The organism is Leifsonia sp. 1010, from assembly GCF_031455295.1.
Lineage (GTDB): Bacteria > Actinomycetota > Actinomycetes > Actinomycetales > Microbacteriaceae > Leifsonia.
The window spans coordinates 508,767-531,150 of sequence record NZ_JAVDSL010000002.1 but is presented as its reverse complement, the minus strand read 5'-3'; the positions used below and the strand labels follow the sequence as shown (position 1 = coordinate 531,150).

20 protein-coding genes and 1 pseudogene are annotated in these 22,384 nt (G+C 70.3%); 4 read left to right on the top strand and 17 right to left on the bottom strand.

Going from position 1 to position 22,384, the window contains the following annotated elements:
* Positions 1 to 287: 287 nt before the first annotated feature.
* The 10 genes from J2Y42_RS13240 to hrcA form a co-directional block, all read right to left on the bottom strand.
* Positions 288 to 980, bottom strand: a complete 693-nt coding sequence (locus J2Y42_RS13240) for a response regulator transcription factor (protein WP_309859363.1) — start codon at positions 978 to 980, stop codon at positions 288 to 290.
* A complete protein-coding gene (locus J2Y42_RS13235) occupies positions 977 to 2,845 on the bottom strand; it encodes a histidine kinase (RefSeq protein ID WP_309859361.1) in 1,869 nt (622 codons plus the stop codon). The genes J2Y42_RS13240 and J2Y42_RS13235 overlap by 4 nt, the downstream gene beginning before the upstream one ends.
* An 80-nt stretch (positions 2,846 to 2,925) precedes the next feature.
* Positions 2,926 to 3,819 carry a GTPase Era gene (gene era / locus J2Y42_RS13230; RefSeq protein ID WP_309859360.1) on the bottom strand — a complete coding sequence of 298 codons (894 nt, stop codon included), beginning with the start codon at positions 3,817 to 3,819 and terminating at the stop codon, positions 2,926 to 2,928.
* Positions 3,816 to 5,252: a hemolysin family protein gene (locus J2Y42_RS13225; protein WP_309859358.1), complete on the bottom strand. Its 1,437-nt coding sequence runs from the start codon at positions 5,250 to 5,252 to the stop codon at positions 3,816 to 3,818. Before J2Y42_RS13225 ends, era begins: the two co-directional genes overlap by 4 nt.
* An 8-nt stretch (positions 5,253 to 5,260) precedes the next feature.
* Positions 5,261 to 5,722: an rRNA maturation RNase YbeY gene (ybeY, locus tag J2Y42_RS13220; RefSeq protein WP_018190914.1), complete on the bottom strand. Its 462-nt coding sequence runs from the start codon at positions 5,720 to 5,722 to the stop codon at positions 5,261 to 5,263.
* Between the two features lie 7 nt (positions 5,723 to 5,729).
* Positions 5,730 to 6,821, bottom strand: a complete 1,092-nt coding sequence (locus J2Y42_RS13215) for a PhoH family protein (RefSeq protein WP_020074831.1) — start codon at positions 6,819 to 6,821, stop codon at positions 5,730 to 5,732.
* The gene (locus tag J2Y42_RS13210; RefSeq protein WP_309859356.1) at positions 6,811 to 7,179 is read right to left on the bottom strand and encodes a histidine triad nucleotide-binding protein; all 369 of its coding nucleotides are present in this window, start codon (positions 7,177 to 7,179) and stop codon (positions 6,811 to 6,813) included. Before J2Y42_RS13210 ends, J2Y42_RS13215 begins: the two co-directional genes overlap by 11 nt.
* Positions 7,180 to 7,331: 152 nt before the next feature.
* Positions 7,332 to 8,060 (bottom strand): 16S rRNA (uracil(1498)-N(3))-methyltransferase, encoded by a 729-nt coding sequence (locus J2Y42_RS13205; RefSeq protein ID WP_309859353.1) that lies wholly within the window; start codon positions 8,058 to 8,060, stop codon positions 7,332 to 7,334.
* Positions 8,061 to 8,066: 6 nt separating this feature from the next.
* Positions 8,067 to 9,182, bottom strand: coding sequence for a molecular chaperone DnaJ (gene dnaJ, locus J2Y42_RS13200; protein WP_309859351.1), 1,116 nt, complete (start codon positions 9,180 to 9,182; stop codon positions 8,067 to 8,069).
* Positions 9,183 to 9,239: 57 nt separating this feature from the next.
* On the bottom strand, positions 9,240 to 10,262 hold the full coding sequence (gene hrcA, locus J2Y42_RS13195) for a heat-inducible transcriptional repressor HrcA (RefSeq protein ID WP_018190909.1): 1,023 nt from the start codon (positions 10,260 to 10,262) through the stop codon (positions 9,240 to 9,242).
* Between the two features lie 160 nt (positions 10,263 to 10,422).
* On the opposite strand from hrcA, the gene J2Y42_RS13190 reads away from it, so the two are divergent.
* Both J2Y42_RS13190 and J2Y42_RS13185 read left to right on the top strand, forming a co-directional pair.
* Positions 10,423 to 10,935, top strand: coding sequence for a DUF4870 domain-containing protein (locus J2Y42_RS13190; protein ID WP_309859349.1), 513 nt, complete (start codon positions 10,423 to 10,425; stop codon positions 10,933 to 10,935).
* A gap of 127 nt (positions 10,936 to 11,062) precedes the next feature.
* On the top strand, positions 11,063 to 11,446 hold the full coding sequence (locus tag J2Y42_RS13185) for a DUF4870 domain-containing protein (protein WP_018190907.1): 384 nt from the start codon (positions 11,063 to 11,065) through the stop codon (positions 11,444 to 11,446).
* A 14-nt stretch (positions 11,447 to 11,460) separates the two neighbouring features.
* Here J2Y42_RS13185 and hemW read toward each other — a convergent pair whose 3' ends face one another.
* The 4 genes from hemW to J2Y42_RS13165 form a co-directional block, all read right to left on the bottom strand.
* Complete coding sequence (gene hemW / locus J2Y42_RS13180; RefSeq protein WP_309859346.1) at positions 11,461 to 12,696, bottom strand: radical SAM family heme chaperone HemW; 1,236 nt, start codon at positions 12,694 to 12,696, stop codon at positions 11,461 to 11,463.
* Positions 12,696 to 13,361 (bottom strand): DUF1990 family protein, encoded by a 666-nt coding sequence (locus J2Y42_RS13175; RefSeq protein ID WP_231371035.1) that lies wholly within the window; start codon positions 13,359 to 13,361, stop codon positions 12,696 to 12,698. Before J2Y42_RS13175 ends, hemW begins: the two co-directional genes overlap by 1 nt.
* 50 nt (positions 13,362 to 13,411) lie before the next feature.
* A complete protein-coding gene (gene lepA, locus J2Y42_RS13170) occupies positions 13,412 to 15,262 on the bottom strand; it encodes a translation elongation factor 4 (protein ID WP_018190904.1) in 1,851 nt (616 codons plus the stop codon).
* 72 nt (positions 15,263 to 15,334) lie between these two features.
* A complete protein-coding gene (locus J2Y42_RS13165) occupies positions 15,335 to 16,555 on the bottom strand; it encodes an amidohydrolase (RefSeq protein WP_309859344.1) in 1,221 nt (406 codons plus the stop codon).
* An 87-nt stretch (positions 16,556 to 16,642) separates the two neighbouring features.
* Between J2Y42_RS13165 and J2Y42_RS13160 the strand changes: the two genes are divergently transcribed.
* Positions 16,643 to 17,524: an NAD-dependent epimerase/dehydratase family protein gene (locus J2Y42_RS13160; RefSeq protein ID WP_309859549.1), complete on the top strand. Its 882-nt coding sequence runs from the start codon at positions 16,643 to 16,645 to the stop codon at positions 17,522 to 17,524.
* A gap of 150 nt (positions 17,525 to 17,674) precedes the next feature.
* On the top strand, positions 17,675 to 17,935 hold the full coding sequence (gene rpsT / locus J2Y42_RS13155; protein ID WP_309859342.1) for a 30S ribosomal protein S20: 261 nt from the start codon (positions 17,675 to 17,677) through the stop codon (positions 17,933 to 17,935).
* Between the two features lie 157 nt (positions 17,936 to 18,092).
* Here the strand turns inward: rpsT and holA are convergent, their stop codons facing one another.
* The 3 genes and pseudogenes from holA to J2Y42_RS13140 all read right to left on the bottom strand — a co-directional run bounded on the left by holA (position 18,093) and on the right by J2Y42_RS13140 (position 22,281).
* Complete coding sequence (gene holA, locus J2Y42_RS13150) at positions 18,093 to 19,133, bottom strand: DNA polymerase III subunit delta (protein WP_309859339.1); 1,041 nt, start codon at positions 19,131 to 19,133, stop codon at positions 18,093 to 18,095.
* 617 nt (positions 19,134 to 19,750) lie between these two features.
* Positions 19,751 to 21,358 (bottom strand): annotated as a pseudogene (locus tag J2Y42_RS13145) (ComEC/Rec2 family competence protein); the annotation flags it as partial.
* A gap of 170 nt (positions 21,359 to 21,528) precedes the next feature.
* Complete coding sequence (locus J2Y42_RS13140) at positions 21,529 to 22,281, bottom strand: ComEA family DNA-binding protein (RefSeq protein ID WP_309859336.1); 753 nt, start codon at positions 22,279 to 22,281, stop codon at positions 21,529 to 21,531.
* Between the last annotated feature and the right edge of the window lie 103 nt (positions 22,282 to 22,384).

Sequence of the window (22,384 nt, the reverse complement as noted above, 5' to 3'; positions counted from 1 at the left end):
CGCCCTGAAACTCCATCCTGACCGCGGTCCGTCGGACATTTGCGGCACTCCTACCGACGCAAGCCCGCCCATCCCCGACCGGGGCCTTCCGTCGGAGATACGGGCTGTACCGCCCGAAACTCCATCCCCACCGCGGCCCGTCGGAGATTTGCGGCACTTCTACCGACGGAAGCCCGGCCATCTCCGACCGAGACTTCCGTCGGAGATCGGGGCGAACCCGCCCTGAAACTCCATCCCCACCGCGGCCCGTCAGAGATTCGCGGCGTTCTCACCGACGGAAGCCGCGGCTACTCGGCGGCGGTCAGGCCGTGCTCGAACGCGTAGACGACCATCTGCACGCGGTCGCGCAGCCCCAGCTTCGCGAGGATGCGCGAGATGTGCGTCTTCACGGTCGCCTCGCTGAGGAACTCCGACCCCGCGATCTCCGCGTTGCTCAGGCCACGGGCGGCGAGCACGAAGATCTCCCGCTCGCGGGAGGTGAGGGAGGCGAACTCCGGCGGCTCCGGCCGCACCGGCTGCGCGGACGAGAAGTACTCGAACAGCTCGCGCGTCGCCCCGGCCGCGATGACCGCACTGCCCGCGTGCACTGTGCGGATGGCGGCCAGCAGGAACTCGGGCTCCGCATCCTTCAGTACGAACCCGCTCGCGCCGCCGCGGATCGCGCGAGCGGCCGCCTCGTCCAGATCGAATGTCGTCAGCACCACGATCCGTGGCGCGGTGCGTCCAGCGCGCTCGGCATCCGCGATGATCGCGCTCGTAGCCGCGATGCCGTCCATCACGGGCATCCGGATATCCATCAGCACGACGTCCGGACGCGTCTCCGCCGCCAGGCGCACACCCTCCTGCCCGTTGCCGGCCTCCCCCGCGAACTCCAGGTCGTCCTGCGAGCTGAGCAGCATCCGCACGCCCGCGCGGAACAGCGGCTGGTCGTCGACGAGCAGCACCCGGATGGGCACCGCCTCGACCGTGGCGCCGCTCACGCGACCGCTCCCGGGAGGAAGGCGGTGACCACGAACTCCCCGCTCATCGGCCCTGCCGTGAGATATCCGCCGGCGAGGGACGCGCGCTCGCGCATCCCGGGCAGCCCGTGGCCGATGCGCGGCACGGAGCCGGTCGTGGTCGGTTCGAGGGTCGTGTCTCTCATGGTGTTCCTCACGGTGATGACGATTCCTGGTCCGCGTTCGGCCGGCGCCTCCGCGAGCACCACGCTCGCGGGGCGGCTGGTGTCGCCGTGGCGCAGTGCGTTGGTCAGAGCCTCCTGCACGATGCGGAAGGCGGCGAGCTGCTGCGCCGAGCCAAGAGCCGCGACGCTCCCCTGCCGTTCCAGTTCGACCGCCAGACCGGCCGAGCGGATGTGCTCGACCGTCTGATCGAGGTCGGCCAGCGACGGCTGCGGCCCGTCGTGCGCACCCGGTTCGCGTGCGGAGTCGGCGGGATGCGACTGCCGCAGCTCGGCGAGCAGCACGCGCACGTCGCCGAGCGCCGACCGGGCGGTGGATGCGATGGTCGCGAGCGCCTCATCCACCGCGTCGGGGTCGGTGCGCCGGGCGTATCGCGCTCCGTCCGCCTGGGCGATGACGACCGCGAGCGAGTGGGCGACAACGTCGTGCATATCCCGGGCGATGCGGGTGCGCTCCTGCTCGACCACGACGTCCTCGACCGCCCGATTGCGGTCGAGTTCGGCCTCCGCCCGGGCTCGTCGGGCGACCCGTGCGTTGCGCCAAGTGCGCATGAGCAGGCCGAGCACCCACGACAGGCCGAGAACCGTGACGCTCACGACGAACAGGAACGCGAACTGCAGCGCGACGCTCGCGATCGCGCTCGACAGGAGGTCGTAGTAGCCCTGCGCGACCGCCGCCGTCACGGTCAGGTACAGGGCGGCGACCAGCGCCCCGATCCCGGCCGAGATGAGGCCGGCGGCGCGGACGATCCGGTCGCCATAGGCGGCGGTCGCGTACAGCACGATGAGCACGGCGAGATTGCTGACCAGGATGCTGTGCCCGGTGGTCATCTGCAGCACCGCCGCCAACCACGCGAGCGAGAGGGCGACGGCGGGCGACATCCGGCGCAGGGCCACCGCGACCGCGAACACGATCGTCACCAGGAACGCCGACCGGTCGGCTCCGGCGATGAGCAGGGAGAACACGGCCAGCGCTATGGCGCCGGCGACGTCGGTGGTCAGCTGCGTCCGGGTGAGCCGCCGGACGAGCTCCGGACGCGACGGGTCGTCCTCGCCGGACTCGATCCCGCCGTTGGACGCCAGCCAGACCAGGACGGACGGGCCGCGCGAGCCGGAGGCGGTCACATTGGCCGCGCGCTGCCGCGCCACCAGGAAGCCGAGCAGCCAGGCGGCGACGAAGATCACCGCCAGCAGCAGGCTCATCAGCAGGAAACCGATGCCCTGGCTGGTGTAATACCCGCCGATCACCGGACCGAACTGCGGGAACTTCAGGTCGCCGCGCACCGTGAACAGGTAGGCGACGGCCGGGGCGAGCATGATCGCCGACGAGAAGTCCAGCCAGCGGAGCACCCGCCCGCCGTGCGCGGCGACGCCGACCAGCGACGCGACGACCGCGACCGCCGAGATCACCCGGAAGGCGCCGTCCAGCGACTCCTGCTCGGTCAGCTCCAGCAGGACGGCGACCCACACGAGGCCGAGCGCGACGCCGGGCAGGATGCGGGACAGCGCGACCGCGGCGCAGTAGAACACGAGTGCGAGGCCCGCCGCCAGGTCGTACGGCAGACCGGTCACCAGCCACGCCGCGAACAGCACGACGGCCAGCGCCGGCTCCAGCACCCAGCGGTGCGGAGCGAGCGCGCTCAGCAGTCTGCGGCGGTCGGGCATGCTTCTACCGTACGGTCCGGGTGTGCGCCGCAGCGCATCCAGCGGCCGGAATCATCCTCGGGATGTACGGCCTCCTCCGCCTAGAACCCGAGCCGCCCCAGCTGCTTCGGGTCACGCTGCCAGTCCTTCGCGACCTTCACCCGGATCGACAGGAACACGTGGCGCCCGAGCAGCCTCTCGATCGGCACACGGGCCGTGGCGCCGACGTCGCGGATGCGGCTGCCGCCCTTGCCGATCACGATCGCCTTCTGGCTGTCGCGCTCGACGAAGAGGTTGGCGTAGACCTCGACGAGGTCCTTGTCGTCGCGCTCGATGATGTCGTCGATCGTCACCGCCAGCGAGTGCGGCAGCTCGTCCTCGACACCCTCCAGGACGGCCTCGCGGATGTACTCGGAGATGCGGTCCTCGAGTCCCTCGTCGGTGATGGCCTCGTCCGGGTAGAGCGGCGCCGACGACTCCGGAAGCAGCTTCATGAGCTCCGACGTCAGGGTGTCGAGCTGGATGCGGCTGACCGCCGACACCGGGATGATCGCCTCCCACTCGCGCAGCGCCGACACCGCGAGCAGCTGCTCGGCCACCTGCGTCTTGGCCGCCGCATCCACCTTGGTCACAATCGCAACCTTCTTGGCGCGCGGGTACTCGTCCAGCTGCTCGTTGATGAACCGGTCGCCCGGGCCGATCTTCTCGTCGGCGGGGACGCAGAAGCCGATCACGTCGACATCGCCGAGGGTCGACTGGACGAGCGTGTTGAGCCGCTCTCCGAGCAGCGTGCGCGGCCGGTGGATGCCCGGGGTGTCGACCAGGATGAGCTGGCCGTCCTTCTGGTGGACGATCCCGCGGATCGCGCGCCGGGTGGTCTGCGGCTTCGAGCTCGTGATGGCGACCTTCTCGCCGACGAGGGCATTGGTCAGCGTCGACTTGCCCACATTGGGGCGGCCGACGAACGAGACGAATCCGGCGTGGTAGTCGGTCACGATCTGCTCTCCTGGGTGTGTCTGGTGTCGCGGCGGGAATCGCCGAGGTCACCGTGGCGGTTGTCGCCGTGTCGCGTGTCGCCGTGCCGGTCATGCCGTGCCGCGCGGCGGTCGTCGTCGCGGGAGTCGCGGGAGTCGCGCGAGCCGGCGGTCTCGCCGTCCGCCTCCGGAAGCAGGGCGGCATCCCGCTCGACGATGACCGTCGCGACGTGCTTGTGCCGGCCCTCGATACGGTCGACCGTGAAGCGCAGCCCGTGCACCGTGACCGCCGAGCCGACCTCGGGCAGACGCCCGAGCGCCTTCGTGACGAGACCGCCGACACTGTCGACGTCCTCCTCCTCGATCTCGGTGTCGAACAGCTCGGCCAGGTCGTCGATCGGCAGCCGGGTCGCGATGCGGTAGCGGCCCTCCCCGATCGCCTGGATCAGCGCGACCTCGTGGTCGTATTCGTCCGAGATGTCGCCGACCAGCTCCTCGATGAGGTCTTCGAGGGTGACCAGTCCGGCGATGCCGCCGTACTCGTCGACGACCATCGCGAGGTGGTTGGACTCGCGCTGCATCTGGGCGAGCAGGGCGTCGGCCTTCTGCGACTCCGGCACGAACAGGGCGGGGCGGGCCAGGTCGCGCACGGTGAGCTCGTCCGCGCCGAGGGGACGCTCGAAGCTCAGCTTCGCCGCATCCCTCAGGTAGAGGATGCCCACCACCTCGTCCGGGTCGCCGCCGTCGATGACGGGCATGCGCGAGACGCCGGTGCTGAAGAACAGCCCCATGGCCGTGCCGAGACCGGCGGTGGAGTCGACGGTGATCATGTCCGTGCGCGGGATCATCACCTCGCGCACCACGGTCGCGTTGAACTCGAAGATCGAGTGGATGAGCTCGCGGTCGTCCTCCTCGAGCACATCGAACTCGGTCGCCTCGTCGACGATCGACAGCAGCTGCTCCTCGCTCGTCACCGGCGCCGAACGAGCGCGTGACGGCGTGACGCGATTGCCGAGGGCGACCAGTCCGCCCGGGATGGGGCCGAGCACGACACGCACGAAGCGCACGATCGGCGCGGTGAGGCGGAGCAGCAGCGTGGAGTTGGCCCGGCCGACACTGCGCGGACTGACGCCGACGAGAACGAACGACACCGCCGTCATGATGAGCGCGGCCAGGATCAACGAGACCCACCACTGCTCGAAGATCTGCTCGAAGGCGAGGGTGACCAGGACCGCCGCTGTCGTCTCCGCGATGATGCGGGTGAAGCTGATGGCGTTGAAGTAGGCGCCCGGGTCCTCCGCGATCGCGCGCAGCGACTTCTTCGCCCGGGAGGTCTCGGCGAGATCGGCGATGTCGGCGCGCGACTGCACCGCGAGGGCCGAGTCGACGGCGGCCATCAGACCGCCGAAAGCCACCAGCAGGAACGCGACGATGAAGAACAGCGCCTGCAGCATCCCGCCCCCTACCGCTGTCGGTCGTAGCGCGAGAAGCCGACGAGGATGTCGCGCTGGATGGCGAACATCTCGCGCTCCTCGGCCGGCTCCGCGTGATCGAAGCCGAGCAGGTGCAGGATGCCGTGCGTGGTGAGCAGCAACAGTTCATCCATCAGCGAGTGGCCGGCCGTCTCCGCCTGCACCTGGGCGACCTGCGGGCACAGCACGACGTCGCCGAGCAGACCCGCGGGCGACGGCTCCTCCTCGGTTCCCGGGCGCAGCTCGTCCATCGGGAAGCTGAGGACATCGGTCGGGCCCGGCTCGTCCATCCACTGCACGTGCAGCTGCTCCATGGCGGCCTCGTCGACAAGCACGATCGCGAGCTCCGCGTCGGGGTGCACGTGCAGGATGTCGAAGGCGTAGCCGGCGAGGCGCTGCAGGGCGGCCTCGTCGACCTCGATGGTCGACTCGTTGTTGATCTCGATGCTCACTGCGGCCCTATCGTCGCTTCGGGAGGTGGTCGCGCGGTCCGCCGGAGCGGCGCTCGGCGCGATTGGCGAACTCGGCTGCCTGCTCGCGCTCGTAGTGCCGCGCCTGCTGGCGCGCGTCGTATTCGGTGTAGGCGTCGACGATGCGCCCGACCAGGCTGTGTCGAACGACGTCTTCGCTCGTCAGCCGCGCGAAGTGGATGTCGTCGATGTCGTTGAGCACGCGAGTGACGAGCCGCAGGCCGCTGGCCGAGTTCGGCAGGTCGATCTGGGTGATGTCGCCGGTGACGACCATCTTGGAGTTGAAGCCGAGACGGGTCAGGAACATCTTCATCTGCTCGGGCGTGGTGTTCTGGGCCTCGTCGAGCACGATGAAGGAGTCGTTGAGGGTGCGGCCGCGCATGTAGGCGAGCGGGGCGACCTCGATGGTCCCGGCCGCCAGCAGCTTCGGGACGAGCTCCGGATCCATCATCTCGTTGAGCGCGTCGTACAGCGGGCGCAGGTACGGGTCGATCTTGTCGGTCAGCGTGCCGGGCAGGTAGCCGAGCCGCTCGCCCGCCTCGACCGCCGGACGCGTCAGAATGATCCGGTTGACCTCTTTACGCTGCAGCGCCTGGACGGCCTTCGCCATCGCGAGGTACGTCTTGCCGGTTCCGGCGGGGCCGATGCCGAAGACGATCGTGTTGTGGTCGATCGCGTCGACGTACTGGCTCTGACCGAGCGTCTTCGGGCGGATGCTCTTGCCGCGCGCCGTGAGGATGGCCTGGCCGAGCACGTCCGACGGGCTCAGGTTGAGGTCGGTGCCGAGCATCCGGGCGGAGCTCGTCACCTCGGCGGGCGACAGGTCTTGCCCGTTCCGCACCATCTGGAGCAGCTCCTCCACGAGCCGTTGCGCCTCGGCCACCTGGCCGGCGTCGCCGCTCAGGGCGATCTCGTTGCCGCGCACGTGGACGCTGACGAGCGGATACTGCCGTTCCAGCGTGGTGAGCAGGCGATCCTGGGGTCCGAGAAGGCGGACCATCTGCACGCCGTCGACGCTCAGGCGCACCTCGGCGCCGTCGCCCGGAGTCGCTCCGGAGGCGGTGGATTCGCTAGAGGGCAAGGCTTCCTTCCTCGAGGCCCGGGCCGTCACCCGGTGCGCTCAATACGTGTGCGTGGACGTGGAACACGGTCTGACCCGCGCGCTCGCCCGTGTTGAAGACCAGACGGAAATCGCCGTCGCCGAGCTCGTCGGCGAGGCGCTTCGCCGTCGCGACCAGTTCGGCCAGCAGCTCCGGATCGCCGTCAGCGAGCTCGGCGACATTGCGGTACTGCTCCGTCTTAGGCACGACGAGGAGGTGCACGGGCGCCTTCGGGGCGATGTCGCGGAACGCGATCAGGCGCTCCGAGTCGTACACCACGTCGGCCGGGATCTCGCCCGCGATGATGCGGGAGAAGATCGAACGCTCCGTCTCTGCCATACCCCTATCCTATTCGCCCCCTCCGACGCTCGGCCGAGTCGCTCCCGCCGGCCGTCCGCCCACCGTCGAGTCCGCGAACTTTGTACACGAAACCCTCTCAGAGCGTGCAAAGTTTGCGGACTCGACGGTGGCGGGTGAGGGTGAGGGGCGCGTCACCAGCGGTGGAGGGAGGCGTTGAGGACGGCGAGGGCGGCGGGGCCGGCCGTGGAGGTGCGGAGCACCGTGTCGCCCAGGCGCACGAGTTCGGCGCCCGCGTCGCGGAAAGCGGAGAGTTCCTGCGGCGCGATCCCGCCCTCCGGACCGACAACGAGGACCAGGTCGCGGCCGTCGGGCTCGACGGCGGTCAGCGGCTCGGTCGCATCCGGCTCGAGGACGAGCACCCGCGCCGAAGCCGCCAGCGCGGCGATCTGCTTGGTCGTCGCCAGCTCGCCGACCTGGGGCGTCCAGGCGCGGATGGACTGCTTGGCCGCCTCCCGCACGATCGTCGCCCAGCGCTCCCGGCCCTTCGCGACCTTCGCACCCTCCCAGCGCGACACCGAGCGGGATGCCGCCCACGGCACCACCGCATCCACACCCAACTCCGTCGCGGCCTGGATCGCGAGCTCATCCCGGTCGCCCTTGGCGAGCGCCTGCACCAGCGTGATCGTCGGGGCCCCGCGCTCGACGCGCGACACCGACTCGACGTCGATCGTCAGCTCGGTGTTCGTCGAGACCAGCACCTCGCCCGACGCGACGAGCCCCCGCCCGTTGCCGATGAGCACCGACTCCCCCGGGCGCGTGCGGTTCACGGTCGCGGCGTGCTTCGCCTCGGAGCCGGTCAGCGACAGCCGGGAGCCGACCTCGACGTCGTCGAGGTCTTCGCGCAGGTAGAGGGACGCCATAGCCCGCTAGAGGTTGAGGAACCGGTCGCGCAGCTTCGCGAACAGCCCCTGCTGGAAACGGGCCAGCGACGGCTCCGGACCCTTGTGGGCTGCGGCGAACTTCTTGATCAGGTCCTTCTCCTTGTGGTCCAGCTTCGTCGGAGTGACCACCTGGATGCCGACCCGGAGGTCGCCGCGGCCGGTGCCGCGGAGGTGCGTGATGCCGCGGTCCTTGACCGTGATGATGTCGGCGGACTGCGTCCCGGCCTTGAGCTCGAGCCGGATGTCGCCGTCAAGCGCCTTCACGGTCGCGGTCGTGCCGAGGATCGCATCCGTCATCGACAGCTCCAGCGTGCAGAGCAGGTCGTCACCGTCGCGGCTGAACACGTCGTGGTGCTTGACCTTGATCTCGAGGTAGAGGTCGCCGTTGGGGCCGCCGGCGGGGCCGGCCTCGCCGCTGCCCGGCATCTGCAGGCGCAGCCCCGTGTCGACGCCCGCGGGGATGTCGACCGGCACGGTGCGGCGGGCGCGCACGCGGCCCTGACCCTGGCAGGTCACACACGGCGTCGCGATGACGGTGCCGTAGCCGCGGCAGGTGCCGCAGGGGCTCGACGTCATCACGTTGCCGAGCAGCGAGCGGACGGAGCGCTGGATGCTGCCGGTGCCGTGACAGATGTCGCAGGTCACCGGCTGCGTGCCCGGCTGGCAGCACGAGCCGTTGCAGGTCTCGCAGACCACCGCCGTGTCGACCTCCAGGTCGCGGTGCGTGCCGAAGATGACCTCGTCGAGGTCGACCTCGACCCGCAGCAGGGCGTCCTGTCCGCGCTCCCGACGGGACCGCGGTCCGCGGGTCGCCCCGCCGCCTCCGCCGAAGAACGTCTCGAAGATGTCGCTGAAGCCGGCGAAGTCGGCGCCGCCTGCACCTCCGCCGAAGCCGCCGGAGCCGCCCAGGTCGTACTGCTGGCGCTGCTGCGGATCGCTGAGCACGTCGTAGGCGTGCGTGACGAGCTTGAAGCGCTCCTGCGCCTCGGCGCTGGGGTTGACGTCCGGGTGGAGCTCGCGCGCCAGCCGGCGGTACGCCTTCTTGATCTCGTCGGGGCTGGCGTCGCGCTCGACGCCGAGGACTTCGTAGTGGTCGGCCACGTGGGGCTGTTCCTTCTTCTTTCGTCGCGTGTGGTGATCGCCGGATGCTGGTGCGGCCTACTGGTCGCCGAGCAGCCGGGAGAGGTAGCGGGCGACCGCGCGGACGGCGGCCATGTTGCCCGAGTAGTCCATGCGGAGCGGTCCGAGGAGCCCGACGCGGGCCACATCCGATCCCGCCGCACTGTAACCGCTGGAGAGCACGGATGCTTCCGTCAGCCCGAAGCCGGCGTTCTCGCGGCCGATGCTGACGGCGACGCCGTGCTGGTCGGTGGCCATCTCGTCGAACAGCCGGAGCAGGACGACCTGCTCCTCGATCGCCTCGAGGACCGGGGTGATGGTTCCGGGGAAGTCGAGCTCGGTGCGCACCAGGTTCGCCGCGCCTGCCATGACCAGCTTCTCCTGCCGGTTGGCCGCGATCTGGTCGAGGAGTGCGCTCGCCACGGGCTCTACCAGGGCGCGCGTGCGCTCGGTGAGAGCGTCGGGCAGTTCGCGCAGCCGGGTGGCGGCCTCCGCCAGGGTCAGGCCCGCCGCCGCGCCGTTGATCGCGCCGCGGATCTCGGCCACATCCTCATCGCTCAGATCGGCGGGAAGCTCGATCACGCGCTGCTCGACGGCGCCGGAATCGGTGATGAGCACGCTCAGCAGGCGGTGCGAGGCAAGAGCGACCAGCTCGATGTGGCGGATACGGGAGCGCGCGACCGACGGATACTGCACCAGCGCGACCTGGTTGGTCAGCTGGGAGAGCAGCCGGACGGTGCGCGAAAGCACATCATCGAGGTCGACCGACTGGCCGAGGAACGTCTCGATCGCGGTGCGCTGGGCCGAGGTGAGCGGACGCATCTCCGCCAGGTGATCGACGAACAGCCGGTAGCCCTTGTCGGTGGGGACGCGCCCGGAGGACGTGTGCGGGGCCGCGATCAGCTCCTCTTCCTCCAGCAGCGCCATGTCGTTGCGGATCGTCGCGGCGGACACTCCGAAGGAGTGGCGCTCGACGATGCTCTTCGAACCGACCGGCTCGCGCGACGCCACGTAGTCCTGGACGATGACGCGCAACACTTCGAGGCTGCGTTCCGAGACCATCTCCGCCTCCCGTCGACCGTTTAGCACTCGCTCTTCCTGAGTGCCAATCCTACCGCGTCGAAACGCGGCGCGGATGATTGCTGCCTGTGACACGGCCGCAGTACCGTATGCTCACCGGTTCGACGCACCGTCGCAGCCGATCACGAAAGGGTTCCGCCGAATGACCGACCCGAACCAGCCGACCGACCCTGCGGGTGGGGTCCCCCCGCAGCAGCCCGGCGGCGTTCCGCCCCAGCAGCCCTACTCCAACGTCCCTCCCCAGCAGCCGTACGGCCAGCCCGCCGGGCAGCAGCCGTACGCCGCCGCACCCGCCGCCCCGCTCGACGCCGCGCAGGACAAGCAGTGGGCCGCATTCGCCCATCTCGGCGGCATCCTCTGGATCCTCCCGTCGCTGATCATCTGGCTCGTGTTCAAGGACCGCGGCCGCCTCACCAACCAGGAGGCCAAGGAGGCCCTCAACTGGCAGATCACGTGGATCATCGCCTGGGTGGCCTCGCAGATCATCGGCGTGATCATCGGCAGCTTCACCTACGGGATCGGCTACCTGCTCTTCGGCCTGCTCATCCCGTGGGCGCTGTACATCGTCAACCTGGTGTTCTCGATCCTCGGCTTCGTCCGCGTGAACAGCGGAGGCACCTACCGCTACCCGGTGAACTTCCGCTTCATCAAGTAGCTCCCGTCACGCAGCACTCGGCCCCCAGCCGGGCGTCGGCGCGTTCAGGCTCTTTTCAGCCTGCGCTCCCGCGCCCTAGGCTGGGGGCCGAACACGTCCATCCCCAGCTCTTGAGGAGAACCGCGCCATGTCCGCGACACCCCCGCCGCCGCCACCACAGCAGCCTTACGGAGGCGGCGCGCAGCAGCTCAGCCCCGCCGATGAGAAGCTCTGGGCGACGCTCGTCCAGATCGGCGGCATCCTGTTCAACTGGATCCCCGCGCTCATCGGCTACCTGGTGCTGAAGGACCGCGGGCCGTTCGTCCGCGCCCACACCGCCACCGCGCTGAACTTCCAGATCACCATCTTCATCGCGTACGTCGTCGGCGGTCTGCTCTCGATCGTCTTCATCGGGATCTTCGTGATCCTCGCCGCCTGGGTGCTCAACATCGTGTTCAGCATCATCGCGGCCGTGAAGGCCAACCAGGGCGAGTACTACACGTACCCGATCGCCATCCGGTTCGTCAGCTAGACGCGACGCATCTCTCAGGCGGCCTCGTCCGCCAGCAGCCGCCGCACCACCGCGTCGGCCAGGAGCCGCCCCCGCAGGGTCAGAACGATCGATCCGCGGAGGGCGGCTCTTCCGTCCACCAGACCGTCGGCGATCAGACCGGGCACCTCGTGCCGGCCCGCCTCTCCCAGTTCGGCCGTGCGCAGCCCGTCGCGGATGCGCGAGAGCAGCAGCACCCGCTCCACCCGCCGGGTCTCGGCGTCGAGCGTCTCCCGGCCCGCTGCGGGCGACTCCCCCGCCAGCACGCGCTGTGCGTAGGCCGCGGGGTGCTTCACGTTCCACCAGCGGACGCCGCCGACGTGGCTGTGCGCCCCCGGTCCGATGCCCCACCAGTCGTGGCCGAGCCAGTAGGCGAGATTGTGGCGGGACCGGTGGGATGCGTCGGTCGCCCAATTGCTGACCTCGTACCACTCGTAGCCGGCGTCGGAGAGGCGCGTGTCCGCCAGCTCGTACATGTCGGCTTCGAGGTCGTCGTCGGGCTCCGGCACCTGCCCGGAGCGGATCTGTCGAGCCAGCTTGGTGCCCTGCTCGACGATCAGCGCGTAGGCGGACAGGTGGTCCGGCTCACAGGCGAGGGCGGTGTCGAGGCTGCGCGACCAGTCGTCGAGCGACTCCCCCGGCGTCCCGTAGATCAGGTCGAGACTGACCTGCAGGCCGGCTTCACGCGCCCAGCCGACCACCAGCGGGATGCGAGCAGGGTCGTGCGTGCGCTCCAGCGTCTCCAGCACATGCGGGACGGCGGACTGCATCCCGAACGACACCCGGGTGAACCCGGCGTCGGCGAGTCGCTGCAGGTCGTCCGCATCCACGGAGTCCGGATTCGCCTCGGTGGTGACCTCGGCGCCGTCGGCGAGACCCCACGCGTCTCGCACGGCGCCGAGCATCGCGGCGAGGTCGCCGGGCGGAAGCAACGTCGGCGTCCCGCCGCCGAAGAACACCGTCGACACCGTGCGGTCGGACACGCCGCTCGCGCGCAGGGCATCGGCGGCGAATCCGACCTCACGCACTGCATGACCCGCGTAGTCCGACTGCGAGACGCCGCGGAGCTCGGTCGCCGTGTACGTGTTGAAATCGCAGTAGCCGCACCGCACGCGGCAGAACGGCACGTGAAGGTAGACGCCGAAGTCGCGTTCGTGCGCACCGTCGGCGGCGCTCGCGGGCAGCAGGCCGTCGGCCGGCGCGGGGTCGCCGATCGGGAGGACGCTCGGCATCAGGCGGACCGGACGGGGTGGAGCGCGCGCAGGTACTTCGCCGTGTAGCGGCGCTGGACCATCGCCAGCACCGGCGCGACCAGACGGTAGAACGCGTTGGAGGGCCGCGACAGCGCGCGGAGCACGAACCAGACCGTGCCGTCGTCGCGCTGTTCGACCAGGAACAGCTCTTCGCCGCTCTCGGGATGCCCGTGCAGCGTCCCGTAGGCGAACCCGCGCCGGTGAGGCTCGTCGACGACGTAGACGACGCGGATCGGAGCGGACACGCGGAACGGGCCGAACGGGATTTTGAGCACGGCAGTCATGCCGTTGCGGACGAACGGGGTGCCGTCGTCGGCGAACACGTCCTCCTCCGGACGGTTCTCGCGCATGCGGACGGGCGTGCCGTCCGGGCCGAACTCGACGCCCTCGTACTGCACGCCGGTGCCCTCGCGCACATCCGTCACCTGGATGCCGCTGCCCTTCTGCACGCCCCACGCCATGAGCGCGGTCGCCGCGGTCTCGAACCGCTCGTCCCCGCTGCCCAGCCGGATGCTGCGCTCCAGCGGCTTGTAGCCCTTCGGCGGGTAGTACAGCAGATCGGCCGCCTGGGTGCCGCCGACCGCCCCGTACGTGACGGGTTGGTCGGTGAACGTCGAGCGGCGCATATATTCATCATCCGCCATGTCGAGCGGGTTCGCGAAACGGGGGTTCGCAGGCCGGCCGGTGACGAAAGCTACTTCTTGTCCTTCTTCTCCGTGTCGCCGGAGAGCGCCGCGATGAAGGCCTCCTGGGGGACCTCGACGCGACCCACCATCTTCATGCGCTTCTTGCCCTCCTTCTGCTTCTCGAGGAGCTTGCGCTTGCGGGTGATGTCACCGCCGTAGCACTTGGCCAGAACATCCTTGCGCATCGCGCGGATGTTCTCGCGCGCGATGATGCGGGCGCCGATGGCGGCCTGGATGGGGACCTCGAACTGCTGGCGCGGGATGAGCTCGCGCAGACGGGACGCCATCATCGTGCCGTAGGCGTAGGCCTTGTCGCGGTGCACGATGGCGCTGAAGGCATCCACCGTCTCGCCCTGCAGCAGGATGTCGACCTTGACGAGGTCGGACTCCTGCTCGCCGAACGGCTCGTAGTCGAGGGAGGCGTAGCCGGCGGTCTTCGACTTCAGCTGGTCGAAGAAGTCGAAGACGATCTCGCCGAGGGGCATCGTGTAGCGGATCTCGACGCGGTCCTCACCGAGGTACTCCATGCCGAGCAGGGAGCCGCGGCGGCTCTGGCAGAGCTCCATGATGACGCCGACGTAGTCCTTCGGCGCGAGGATGGCCGCCTTGACGACAGGCTCCTCGACCTTCTCGATCTTGCCGCCCGGGAACTCGCTCGGGTTGGTCACGGTGACGGTCTTCTTGTCCTCGGTCGTGACCTCGTAGATCACGCTCGGGGCGGTGGTGATGAGGTCGAGGCCGAACTCGCGCGACAGCCGCTCGGTGATGATCTCCAGGTGCAGGAGGCCGAGGAAGCCGCAGCGGAAGCCGAAACCGAGCGCGACAGAGGTCTCGGGCTCATAGACGAGTGCGGCATCCGACAGCTTCAGCTTGTCGAGGGCCTCGCGCAGCTCCGGGTAGTCGCTGCCGTCGATCGGGTAGAGGCCCGAGAACACCATGGGCTTCGGCTCGGTGTAGCCGGGGAGCGCATCGGTGGCGGGCTTCGCCGCGGTCGTGATCGTGTCGCCGACCTTCGACTGGCGGACGTCCTTCACACCGGTGATCAGGTAGCCGACCTCGCCGACGCCGAGACCCTTCGACGGGGTGGGCTCCGGGGCGGACACGCCGATCTCGAGGATCTCGTGGGTGGCGCGGGTGGACATCATCTGGATGCGCTCGCGCGGCTGCAGCTTGCCGTCGACCATGCGGACGTAGGTCACGACGCCGCGGTAGCTGTCGTAGACGGAGTCGAAGATCATCGCGCGGGCCGGGGCGTCGGCGTTGCCCACCGGGGCCGGGATCTCGGCGACGACGCGGTCGAGGAGGGCCTCGACGCCCATCCCGGTCTTGCCGGAGACGCGGAGCACGTCCTCCGGCTTCCCGCCGATGAGGCTCGCCAGCTCCTGGGCGTACTTGTCCGGGTCGGCCGCGGGCAGGTCGATCTTGTTGAGCACGGGGACGATGGTGAGGTCGTTCTCCAGCGCCAGGTAGAGGTTCGCGAGGGTCTGCGCCTCGATGCCCTGGGCGGCGTCGACGAGCAGGATGGCGCCCTCGCACGCGGCGAGGGACCGGGAGACCTCGTAGGTGAAGTCGACGTGGCCCGGGGTGTCGATCATGTTGAGCGCGAACGTGTCGCCGTCGACCTGCCACGGCATGCGCACGGCCTGGCTCTTGATCGTGATGCCGCGCTCACGCTCGATGTCCATGCGGTCGAGGTACTGGGCGCGCATATCCCGGTCGGACACCACGCCGGTGATCTGCAGCATCCGGTCGGCCAGGGTCGACTTGCCGTGGTCGATGTGCGCGATGATGCAGAAATTGCGGATGGAGGCCGGGTCGGTCGCGGCGGGCTCGAGGGCCTGAAGAGCTCGTGGTGACATCGTCCGGCCATTCTCCCATGAACGTCCGGCCACCGGACGCACCGACGACCGGACGCCAGGCAGGCCGGCTGCTCAGGCGAAGCGCTCGGAGCGCTCCACCACGTGACCGCGGCCGTCTTCGAACCGGTAGACCTCGGCGCCGCTGATGTACACGCGCTCGGCGCGCGAGTTCACGTCGAGCGGGTCGCCCGACCAGACGACGACGTCGCCGTCGAGACCCGGCGTGAGCGAGCCGACGCGGTCGTCGAGGCGGAGGAAAGCGGCCGGGTTGACCGTCAGCGCCTCGAGAGCCGTCTGGCGCGGCAGGCCGTCCTTGACCGCGAGGGCCGCCTGATAGACGAGGAAGTTGATCGGGACGACCGGGTGGTCCGTGGTGATCGCGACGCGGACTCCCGCCTGGGCCAGGGTCGCCAGGTTGGCGATCGCCCGGTCGCGCAGCTCGACCTTGGATCGCGAGGTGAACATCGGACCGAAGATGACCGGGATGTCGCGCTCGGCCAGCACGTCGGCGATCTTGTGCGCCTCTGTGCCGTGGTTGACCACCAGGCGGTAGCCGAACTCGTCGGCGAGGCGCAGCGCCGTGGCGATGTCGTCGTGGCGGTGGGTGTGCTGATCCCAGGCGAGCTCGCCGTCCAGCACGCGCGCCAGGGTCTCCTTGGCCAGGTCTCGCTCGAACGGCTTGCCCTCGAGCTCGGCGTTCTCGCGCTGCACCCGGTAGTTCTGAGCGGCGATGAACGCCTCGCGAATGATCATCGCGACCCCGAGACGGGTGCTCGGGGTCGTGTTCTTCGCACCGTATACGCGCTTCGGGTTCTCGCCGAGCGCCGACTTCACGCTCACCGCCTCGTGGATGACCTGCTCGTCGATGATCCGGCCGCCCCAGGTCTTGATCGCGACGGTCTGACCGCCGATCGGGTTGCCGGAACCGGGCTTCACGACCACCGAGGTCACGCCACCGGACAGCGCGTCCCGGAAGCCCTCATCGTCGATGTTGATGGCGTCGATGGCGCGAACTGCTGCGGTGTTCGGTGTGGTCATCTCGTTGGTGTCGTCACCCGCGGGGCCGTTCGCCTCCTCATGGATGCCCACGTGTCCGTGCGACTCGATGAACCCGGGCAGAACCCATTTTCCCGCCGCATCCACCACCGTCGCACCCTTCGGCACAGACACGTCGTCGGCGCTTCCGACCGCTTCGATGACCCCGTCCTTGACGAGGACGACGCCGTTCTCGATCGGCTCCTGGGAGACGGGGACGACGTAACCGTTGACGATGGCGATGCTGGAGGTGGTCATGGAACGAGCCTACGCGCGCCCCTGCGCCGGGCACCCCCGGACAGCGGACCTGGGGAATGTTCGCGGGACGGTCGTGTTGTGGACGATATGAACATCCTGCTCACCGGCGCGACCGGCTTCATCGGATCCTCTGTCCTCCCCCGGCTCCTCGACGAGGGCCACAGCGTCACCGCGCTGGTCCGCGACGACCAGAAGGCGGAAGCCGTTCGCGCGGCGGGCGCGACTCCCCTCGTCGGCGATGCGGCCGACGCCGCGCTCGTGGAGGGTGCGGCGCGCGAGAGCGACGGCGTGATCCACCTGGCGTCGTCGAAGGACGTCGACGCGGTGCTCGTGCCGGCCGTCCTCGCCGGGCTCGCCGGCACCGGCAAGCCGTTCGTGCACACCGGAGGGATCTGGACGTACGGCGACAACGACGACATCACCGAGGAGTCGCCCGCGCAGCCGCCGGCGCTCACGGCGTGGCGCGCATCGGCCGAGAAGCTCGTCCGCGAGGCCGAGGGCGTGCGGGCCACCCTCGTCGTCCCGTCGATCGTCTACGGCCACGGCAAGGGCCTCGCCAACGTCATCGTGGATGCGCCCCGCGGCTCCGGCACGGTGCCCGCGCTCCGGCTCATCGGCGATGGATCGCAGCACTGGGCCACGGTGCACGTCGACGACCTCGCCGCCCTCTACGTGCTCGCGCTCGAGCGGGGCGCGGCCGGTGCCACGTACATCGGAGCGGGCGGGCAGAACCCGACCGTCCGGGAGCTCGGGGAGGCCGCCGCGCAGGCAGCCGGAATCGCCGGCGGGGTCGCCGCCGAGTCGGTCGACGAGTCGCGCGGCCGCCTGGGCGAGGCGCTCGCGGACGCGCTGCTGCTCGACCAGCAGGCGCGCGGAACCCGTCCGCGCATCGACCTGGGCTGGGAGCCGAACGGTCCGAGCCTGCTCGAGGAGCTGCTCGTCGGGTCGTACGCGCCCGCTCGCGTCTGACCTCGATCCGCACCGTTTTGCCGCTGGGCGGTCTGCGCTGGTAATGTTGTTTGTTGGCTTGCGTGTGGATGTGTCCGCACGAAACGCCGCAAGGCGCCCTCTCCGCTGAGCGGCACATCCCTAACTCATCCAGAACGAAAGTGACCATTCGTGGCAAACATCAAGTCGCAGATCAAGCGCAACCGCACCAACAAGAAGGCTCAGGAGCGCAACAAGGCCGTCAAGAGCGAGCTCAAGACCGCCATCCGCGCCACCCGTGAGGCCGTCACGTCGGGCGACAAGGAGAAGGCGACCGCGGCGCTGCGCGTCGCCGCCAAGAAGATCGACAAGGCGGCCAGCAAGGGCGTCATCCACAAGAACCAGGCGGCGAACCGCAAGTCGGCCATCGCCAAGCAGGTCGCCGCGCTCTAAGCGACGACCGCCAGCGGGACCTGTCCCGCGCCGCGAGAGAGCCCCCTCCTGGACTTCGGTCCGGGCGGGGGCTCTCTGCGTTTCTGGCCCGCGCGACCGTGGCTCAGGCGCGTCCGTGAAGGGCGCGCCCGAGCCTCAGACGTGCGCGACCGTGTTGTCAGCCGCGACCGCGCGCGCTGATGACGCGGATCATCCGCTCGAGCGCGAACACCGGGTCGCGGCCGCCGCCCTTGACGTTGGCATCGGTCTCGGCGAGCAGTTCGATGCAGCGACCGAGCCCCTCCTCCGTCCAGCCCGCCAGATCGCGTCGTGCGCGGTCGACCTGCCACGGCGCCAGGCCGAACTGCTGCGCCAGTTGACCGGAGCCGCCGCGCGCGCCGGAGATCTTGGCCATCGTCCGGATCTTGCTGGCGAAAGCGGCCACCATCGGGACGGGGTCGGCACCTGACGCCAGTGCGTGCCGCATGGTGACGAGAGCCTCACCGTGACGGCCGGCGATCGCGGCATCCGCGACCTGGAAGGCGTTCGTCTCGACCCGACCGCCGTAGTACTTGTCGACGGTGGCCTCGGTGATCTGCTCGGACGAGTCGGACAGCAGCTGCTGGCAGGCGGCGGCCAGTTCGGCGAGGTCGTCGGAGAACGCCGATGTGATCGCCCGCAGCGCGCCCGGGGTCACCTTGCGACCGGCCGCTGCGAACTCGGCCTGGGCGAAGTCGTACTTCTCGGCGTCCTTCTTAAGTTCTGTGCAGACGATCTCGATTCCGCCGCCGGTGCCCGAGCGGATCGCGTCGAGCAGCTTCTTGCCTCGGACGCCTCCACCGTGGCGGAGGGTCACCACGGTGCCGTCGGCCGGCTCTTCGAGGTAGGCGAGCATGTCCGACAGGAAGGCGTCGTTGAGCTTCTCGACGGCCTCCACGCGGATCAGTCGCGGCTCGCCGAACAAGGAGGGGCTCGCGAGCGTGAGCAGCTCGCCGGGGGCGTAGTCGCCCGCGTGGAGGTCGCTGATCTCGAGGCTGGGATCTTCGGCCTTGAGCGCGTCGCGGAGCGTGCGGACGGCCCGGTCGGCGAGGAATCCCTCGGACCCGGTGACGAGCACGATCGGCGCGGCGCGCACCTGGTTCCAGGGAAGCTGCGGGATCGCGCTCGCGGCGGCGCGCGTCTTGCCGGCACCGGTTCTGCTGCTGCTTCGGGTGGCCACATTCCTCCTCGTCCGTATCCAGGATACGGGCGGCCACTGTCAGTGCTGTCCGGCGTGCGCTCGCTCCAGAGCCGCACCGTCGGACCGGTGCCGCCCGGCGGCGACGGCGAGACCAGAAGCATCCCCTGCTCGTCGGTGCGACCGACGGCCGTTCCGCTGTCCGCCAGCATCCGGAGCGCCGACGCCGTCGGATGCCCGTAGCCGTTGCGCACGCCCACCGACACCAGCCCGAGCCTGGCGTGCAGCCGACCGTACAGGTCCGCACTCTGATCGGCGGACCCGTGATGGGCGACCTTCACGACATCCACCGGGCGCGCCTCGCCGGCGGCGACGAGTGCATTCTGGGCTTCCTCGCCCACGTCGCCCAGGAACAGCGCACGGAGGCCTCGACCGTCGGTCTCCAGCGTGATGCTGCCCGCATTCCCCGTGTCCTCCTGGGCGCCCGTGGGCTGCGCCGGCGGCCAGAGCACTCGCCAGCTGACACTTCCCAGCCGTCCCGACAGCCCTGCGTGGCCTCGTTCAGTCGGCACTCCGGCGGCCCGGAGGATCGCGAGCGTGCGCTCGTCGGCATCGCGCACCGGGCGCTGGACGAGCGCGTGCTCGACGCGACCGGCTACAGCGGACAGCCCGCCGACATGGTCGGCGTCGAAGTGGCTCAGCACGAGGAGGTCGATCCGGTCGATGCCCAGGCGGCCGAGGCAGGCCGCCGCGGGCTCCGGCTCCCGCCCGACGTCGATCATGGCGACGGCGCCGCCGTCGCGGATCAGCAGGGCGTCTCCCTGCCCGACGTCGCATGCGGCCAGCTGCCAATCGGGCGGAAGCGCCAGCGCGCGCCCGACCAGCCCGCCGCCCAGCGTCGCGAGGTAGACGACCGCTCCCCCGCACAGGGCGACGATGGCGACGATCGAGACGACCCGCGAAGAGTTCCGCCCGAGGACGATCACGGCGACCGCGACGAGGACGGCCGCACTCAACAGGACGCCCACCAGCCCGGGCGCCCACGGCGCCGCGACGCCAGGCAGCCGGCTCGTGAACACCGCGACCTGGGCGATCCAGGCCGACGGCAGCCACGCCACCCAGACCACCGCCTGACCGAGCCCAGGCGCCAGCGGAAGCAGCGCGCACGCGATGCAGCCGAGCATCGTGGCCACCGGTGCGGCCGGCTCGGCGAGCAGGTTCGCGGGAACGCCGTACAGCGGCAGGGTCGGTGCGAGCAGGAGCAGCACCGGCTGGCAGGCGAGCTGGGCGGCCGTGGGAACGGCCACGGCTATCGCCAGCGACCGCGGCATCCACCGGCTGAGGAGCCGGCTCAGCGGTCCCGCGAGGACGAGCAGCCCGGCTGTGGCGAGCACCGACAGCACGAAACCGTAATCACGCGCCAGCCAGGGATCGTGCACCAGCAGCACGATCATCGCGAGAACCAGGGCCGGAACGCCGTCCGCGGGCCGCCCGCGCGCAAGTCCGACCAGCAGCACCGCCGCCATGACGGCCGCCCGGATGACACTCGCCCCCGGCCCGACCAGCGCCACGAAGGCCGCCAGGGCTGCGGCGGCGGTCAGGATGCGCGAGCGGCGTCCGAGTCCCGCCAGACGCGCGAGTCCGAACACCAGGGCGATCACGAGAGCGCAGTTCGCCCCGGAGACCGCCGTGAGGTGGCTGAGCGATGCCGCCTTCATCGCCTCTTCGAGGTCGACCGACACAGCGGTCTCATCACCGATCGCGAGCCCGGGGAGCAGCGCGCCACCGTCTCCCGGAGTGGTCGCCGCGGCTCGCGCGAACGTCTCGCGTGCGGACGCCGCCCAGCCGAGCCACGGCGGCGGTCCAGCGGCCACGGTCACGTCGTCCCGAGCGCTGACCGTGTAGGTCGTCGGCTCGCCCGGCTCGTCCCGCTGGACGGTGCCGTGGATGCGGACGACGGCTCCGAACGCGCACGCGCGGGCATCCTGCTCGCTCGCGCCGAACAGCACAGAGACCGGAACGGACCGCGCGTCGCCCTCGGTCCGGCCACGCAGGCTCCAGCGTGCGCCACCGTCGAATCCCGGGGCGATCCGTTGTGGTGACCGCTCGACACGCACGAGGAGGGAGACGGTCTCTGATCGTTCCACCGCAGCTTCGAGTCCCTGTGACTCGCGGGCCGCCGCCTGCACCGCGACCGCAACGGACCCGACTGCGACAGCGACGAGCACGACTGCGACGACCGGCAATACCGGACGTGACGCCCGCATCGCCGGTCCGCGGCGACGGAGCACCGCCGCGCCCACGCACCACGCCAGGGTGGCTCCGGCACCCGCGCCGCACGCCGCCGCAACAGCCCACGCGGCGTCCGGCACGCCGATCAGCGCGGCGGCGGCGATCCAGAGCGCGCAGGCGGGCAGCGCGAGACGCAGGTCGGGCATCAGACGACGACCCGATCCATGAGGCCGTCGAAGAGCTTCTGACCGATGCCGGAGACCTTCAGGAGGTCGGTGACGGCGCCGAACCGACCGTTGGCTGCTCGCCAGTCGACGATCCGCTGAGCGAGCGTCGGGCCGATCCTCGGCAGCGTCTCCAACTCCGTCGGCGTCGCCGTGTTGAGATTCACCGGCGCGCCCGTCGCGCCTCCTGCTCCGCCGGTCCCGGCGGACGACCCACTGGACGCCGGCCCACCCACCGGAGGCGGGTCACCGATCCGCGGCACCACCAACTGCTCTCCGTCGGCGACGGGCCGCGCGAGGTTGACCGCGGCGATGTCGGCATCGTCCGCCGCTCCCCCGGCGGCGGCGACCGCATCCACCACCCGGGACCCCGCCGGGAGGTCGACGAGGCCCGGCTCCCGCACCGCACCGGTGACGTGCAGGAGCAGCCGGCCGCCGCCGGCAGGCGTGCCGGAGGACGCTCCGCCGCTCGCGCCGGCGGACGGCGGGTCCGTCGCACCGAGGTCGACCGACGTCCCCTGCTGCGCCGTGGACGACAGCAGCACGGCAACGACCGCCGCGACGATCGCCAGCACGATCGCCGCGCCCACACCGATACGAACCCGCCGCGAAGCGGGACCAATGGCCGTATCCGTGAGCTCCGAGCCCTCGGCACGGACGTCCGGAACCGGCTCCGAACCGGACCGCTCAGGCACGCCGAAACCGACGGCTGAGGGCTCGGCACGGTGTCGCATGCCCTCACGCTACGAAGCACCGCAGGCGCGGAACCCGATTACCACCGCATCCGTGGAGAGACGGCAGAAGCGCCGGGCTGTGAACAACCCGGCGCTCCCGACG

What these genes read in the sequence shown, in the direction of transcription:
- J2Y42_RS13235 (WP_309859361.1), bottom strand. Translation starts at nt 2,845, where the DNA reads ATGCCCGACCGCCGCAGACTGCTGAGCGCGCTCGCTCCGCACCGCTGG.
- J2Y42_RS13225 (WP_309859358.1), bottom strand. Translation starts at nt 5,252, where the DNA reads ATGCTGCAGGCGCTGTTCTTCATCGTCGCGTTCCTGCTGGTGGCTTTC.
- J2Y42_RS13210 (WP_309859356.1), bottom strand. Translation starts at nt 7,179, where the DNA reads ATGGCAGAGACGGAGCGTTCGATCTTCTCCCGCATCATCGCGGGCGAG.
- J2Y42_RS13205 (WP_309859353.1), bottom strand. Translation starts at nt 8,060, where the DNA reads ATGGCGTCCCTCTACCTGCGCGAAGACCTCGACGACGTCGAGGTCGGC.
- hrcA (WP_018190909.1), bottom strand. Translation starts at nt 10,262, where the DNA reads ATGGTCTCGGAACGCAGCCTCGAAGTGTTGCGCGTCATCGTCCAGGAC.
- J2Y42_RS13190 (WP_309859349.1), top strand. Translation starts at nt 10,423, where the DNA reads ATGACCGACCCGAACCAGCCGACCGACCCTGCGGGTGGGGTCCCCCCG.
- J2Y42_RS13185 (WP_018190907.1), top strand. Translation starts at nt 11,063, where the DNA reads ATGTCCGCGACACCCCCGCCGCCGCCACCACAGCAGCCTTACGGAGGC.
- hemW (WP_309859346.1), bottom strand. Translation starts at nt 12,696, where the DNA reads ATGCCGAGCGTCCTCCCGATCGGCGACCCCGCGCCGGCCGACGGCCTG.
- J2Y42_RS13175 (WP_231371035.1), bottom strand. Translation starts at nt 13,361, where the DNA reads ATGGCGGATGATGAATATATGCGCCGCTCGACGTTCACCGACCAACCC.
- lepA (WP_018190904.1), bottom strand. Translation starts at nt 15,262, where the DNA reads ATGTCACCACGAGCTCTTCAGGCCCTCGAGCCCGCCGCGACCGACCCG.
- J2Y42_RS13165 (WP_309859344.1), bottom strand. Translation starts at nt 16,555, where the DNA reads ATGACCACCTCCAGCATCGCCATCGTCAACGGTTACGTCGTCCCCGTC.
- J2Y42_RS13160 (WP_309859549.1), top strand. Translation starts at nt 16,643, where the DNA reads ATGAACATCCTGCTCACCGGCGCGACCGGCTTCATCGGATCCTCTGTC.
- J2Y42_RS13140 (WP_309859336.1), bottom strand. Translation starts at nt 22,281, where the DNA reads ATGCGACACCGTGCCGAGCCCTCAGCCGTCGGTTTCGGCGTGCCTGAG.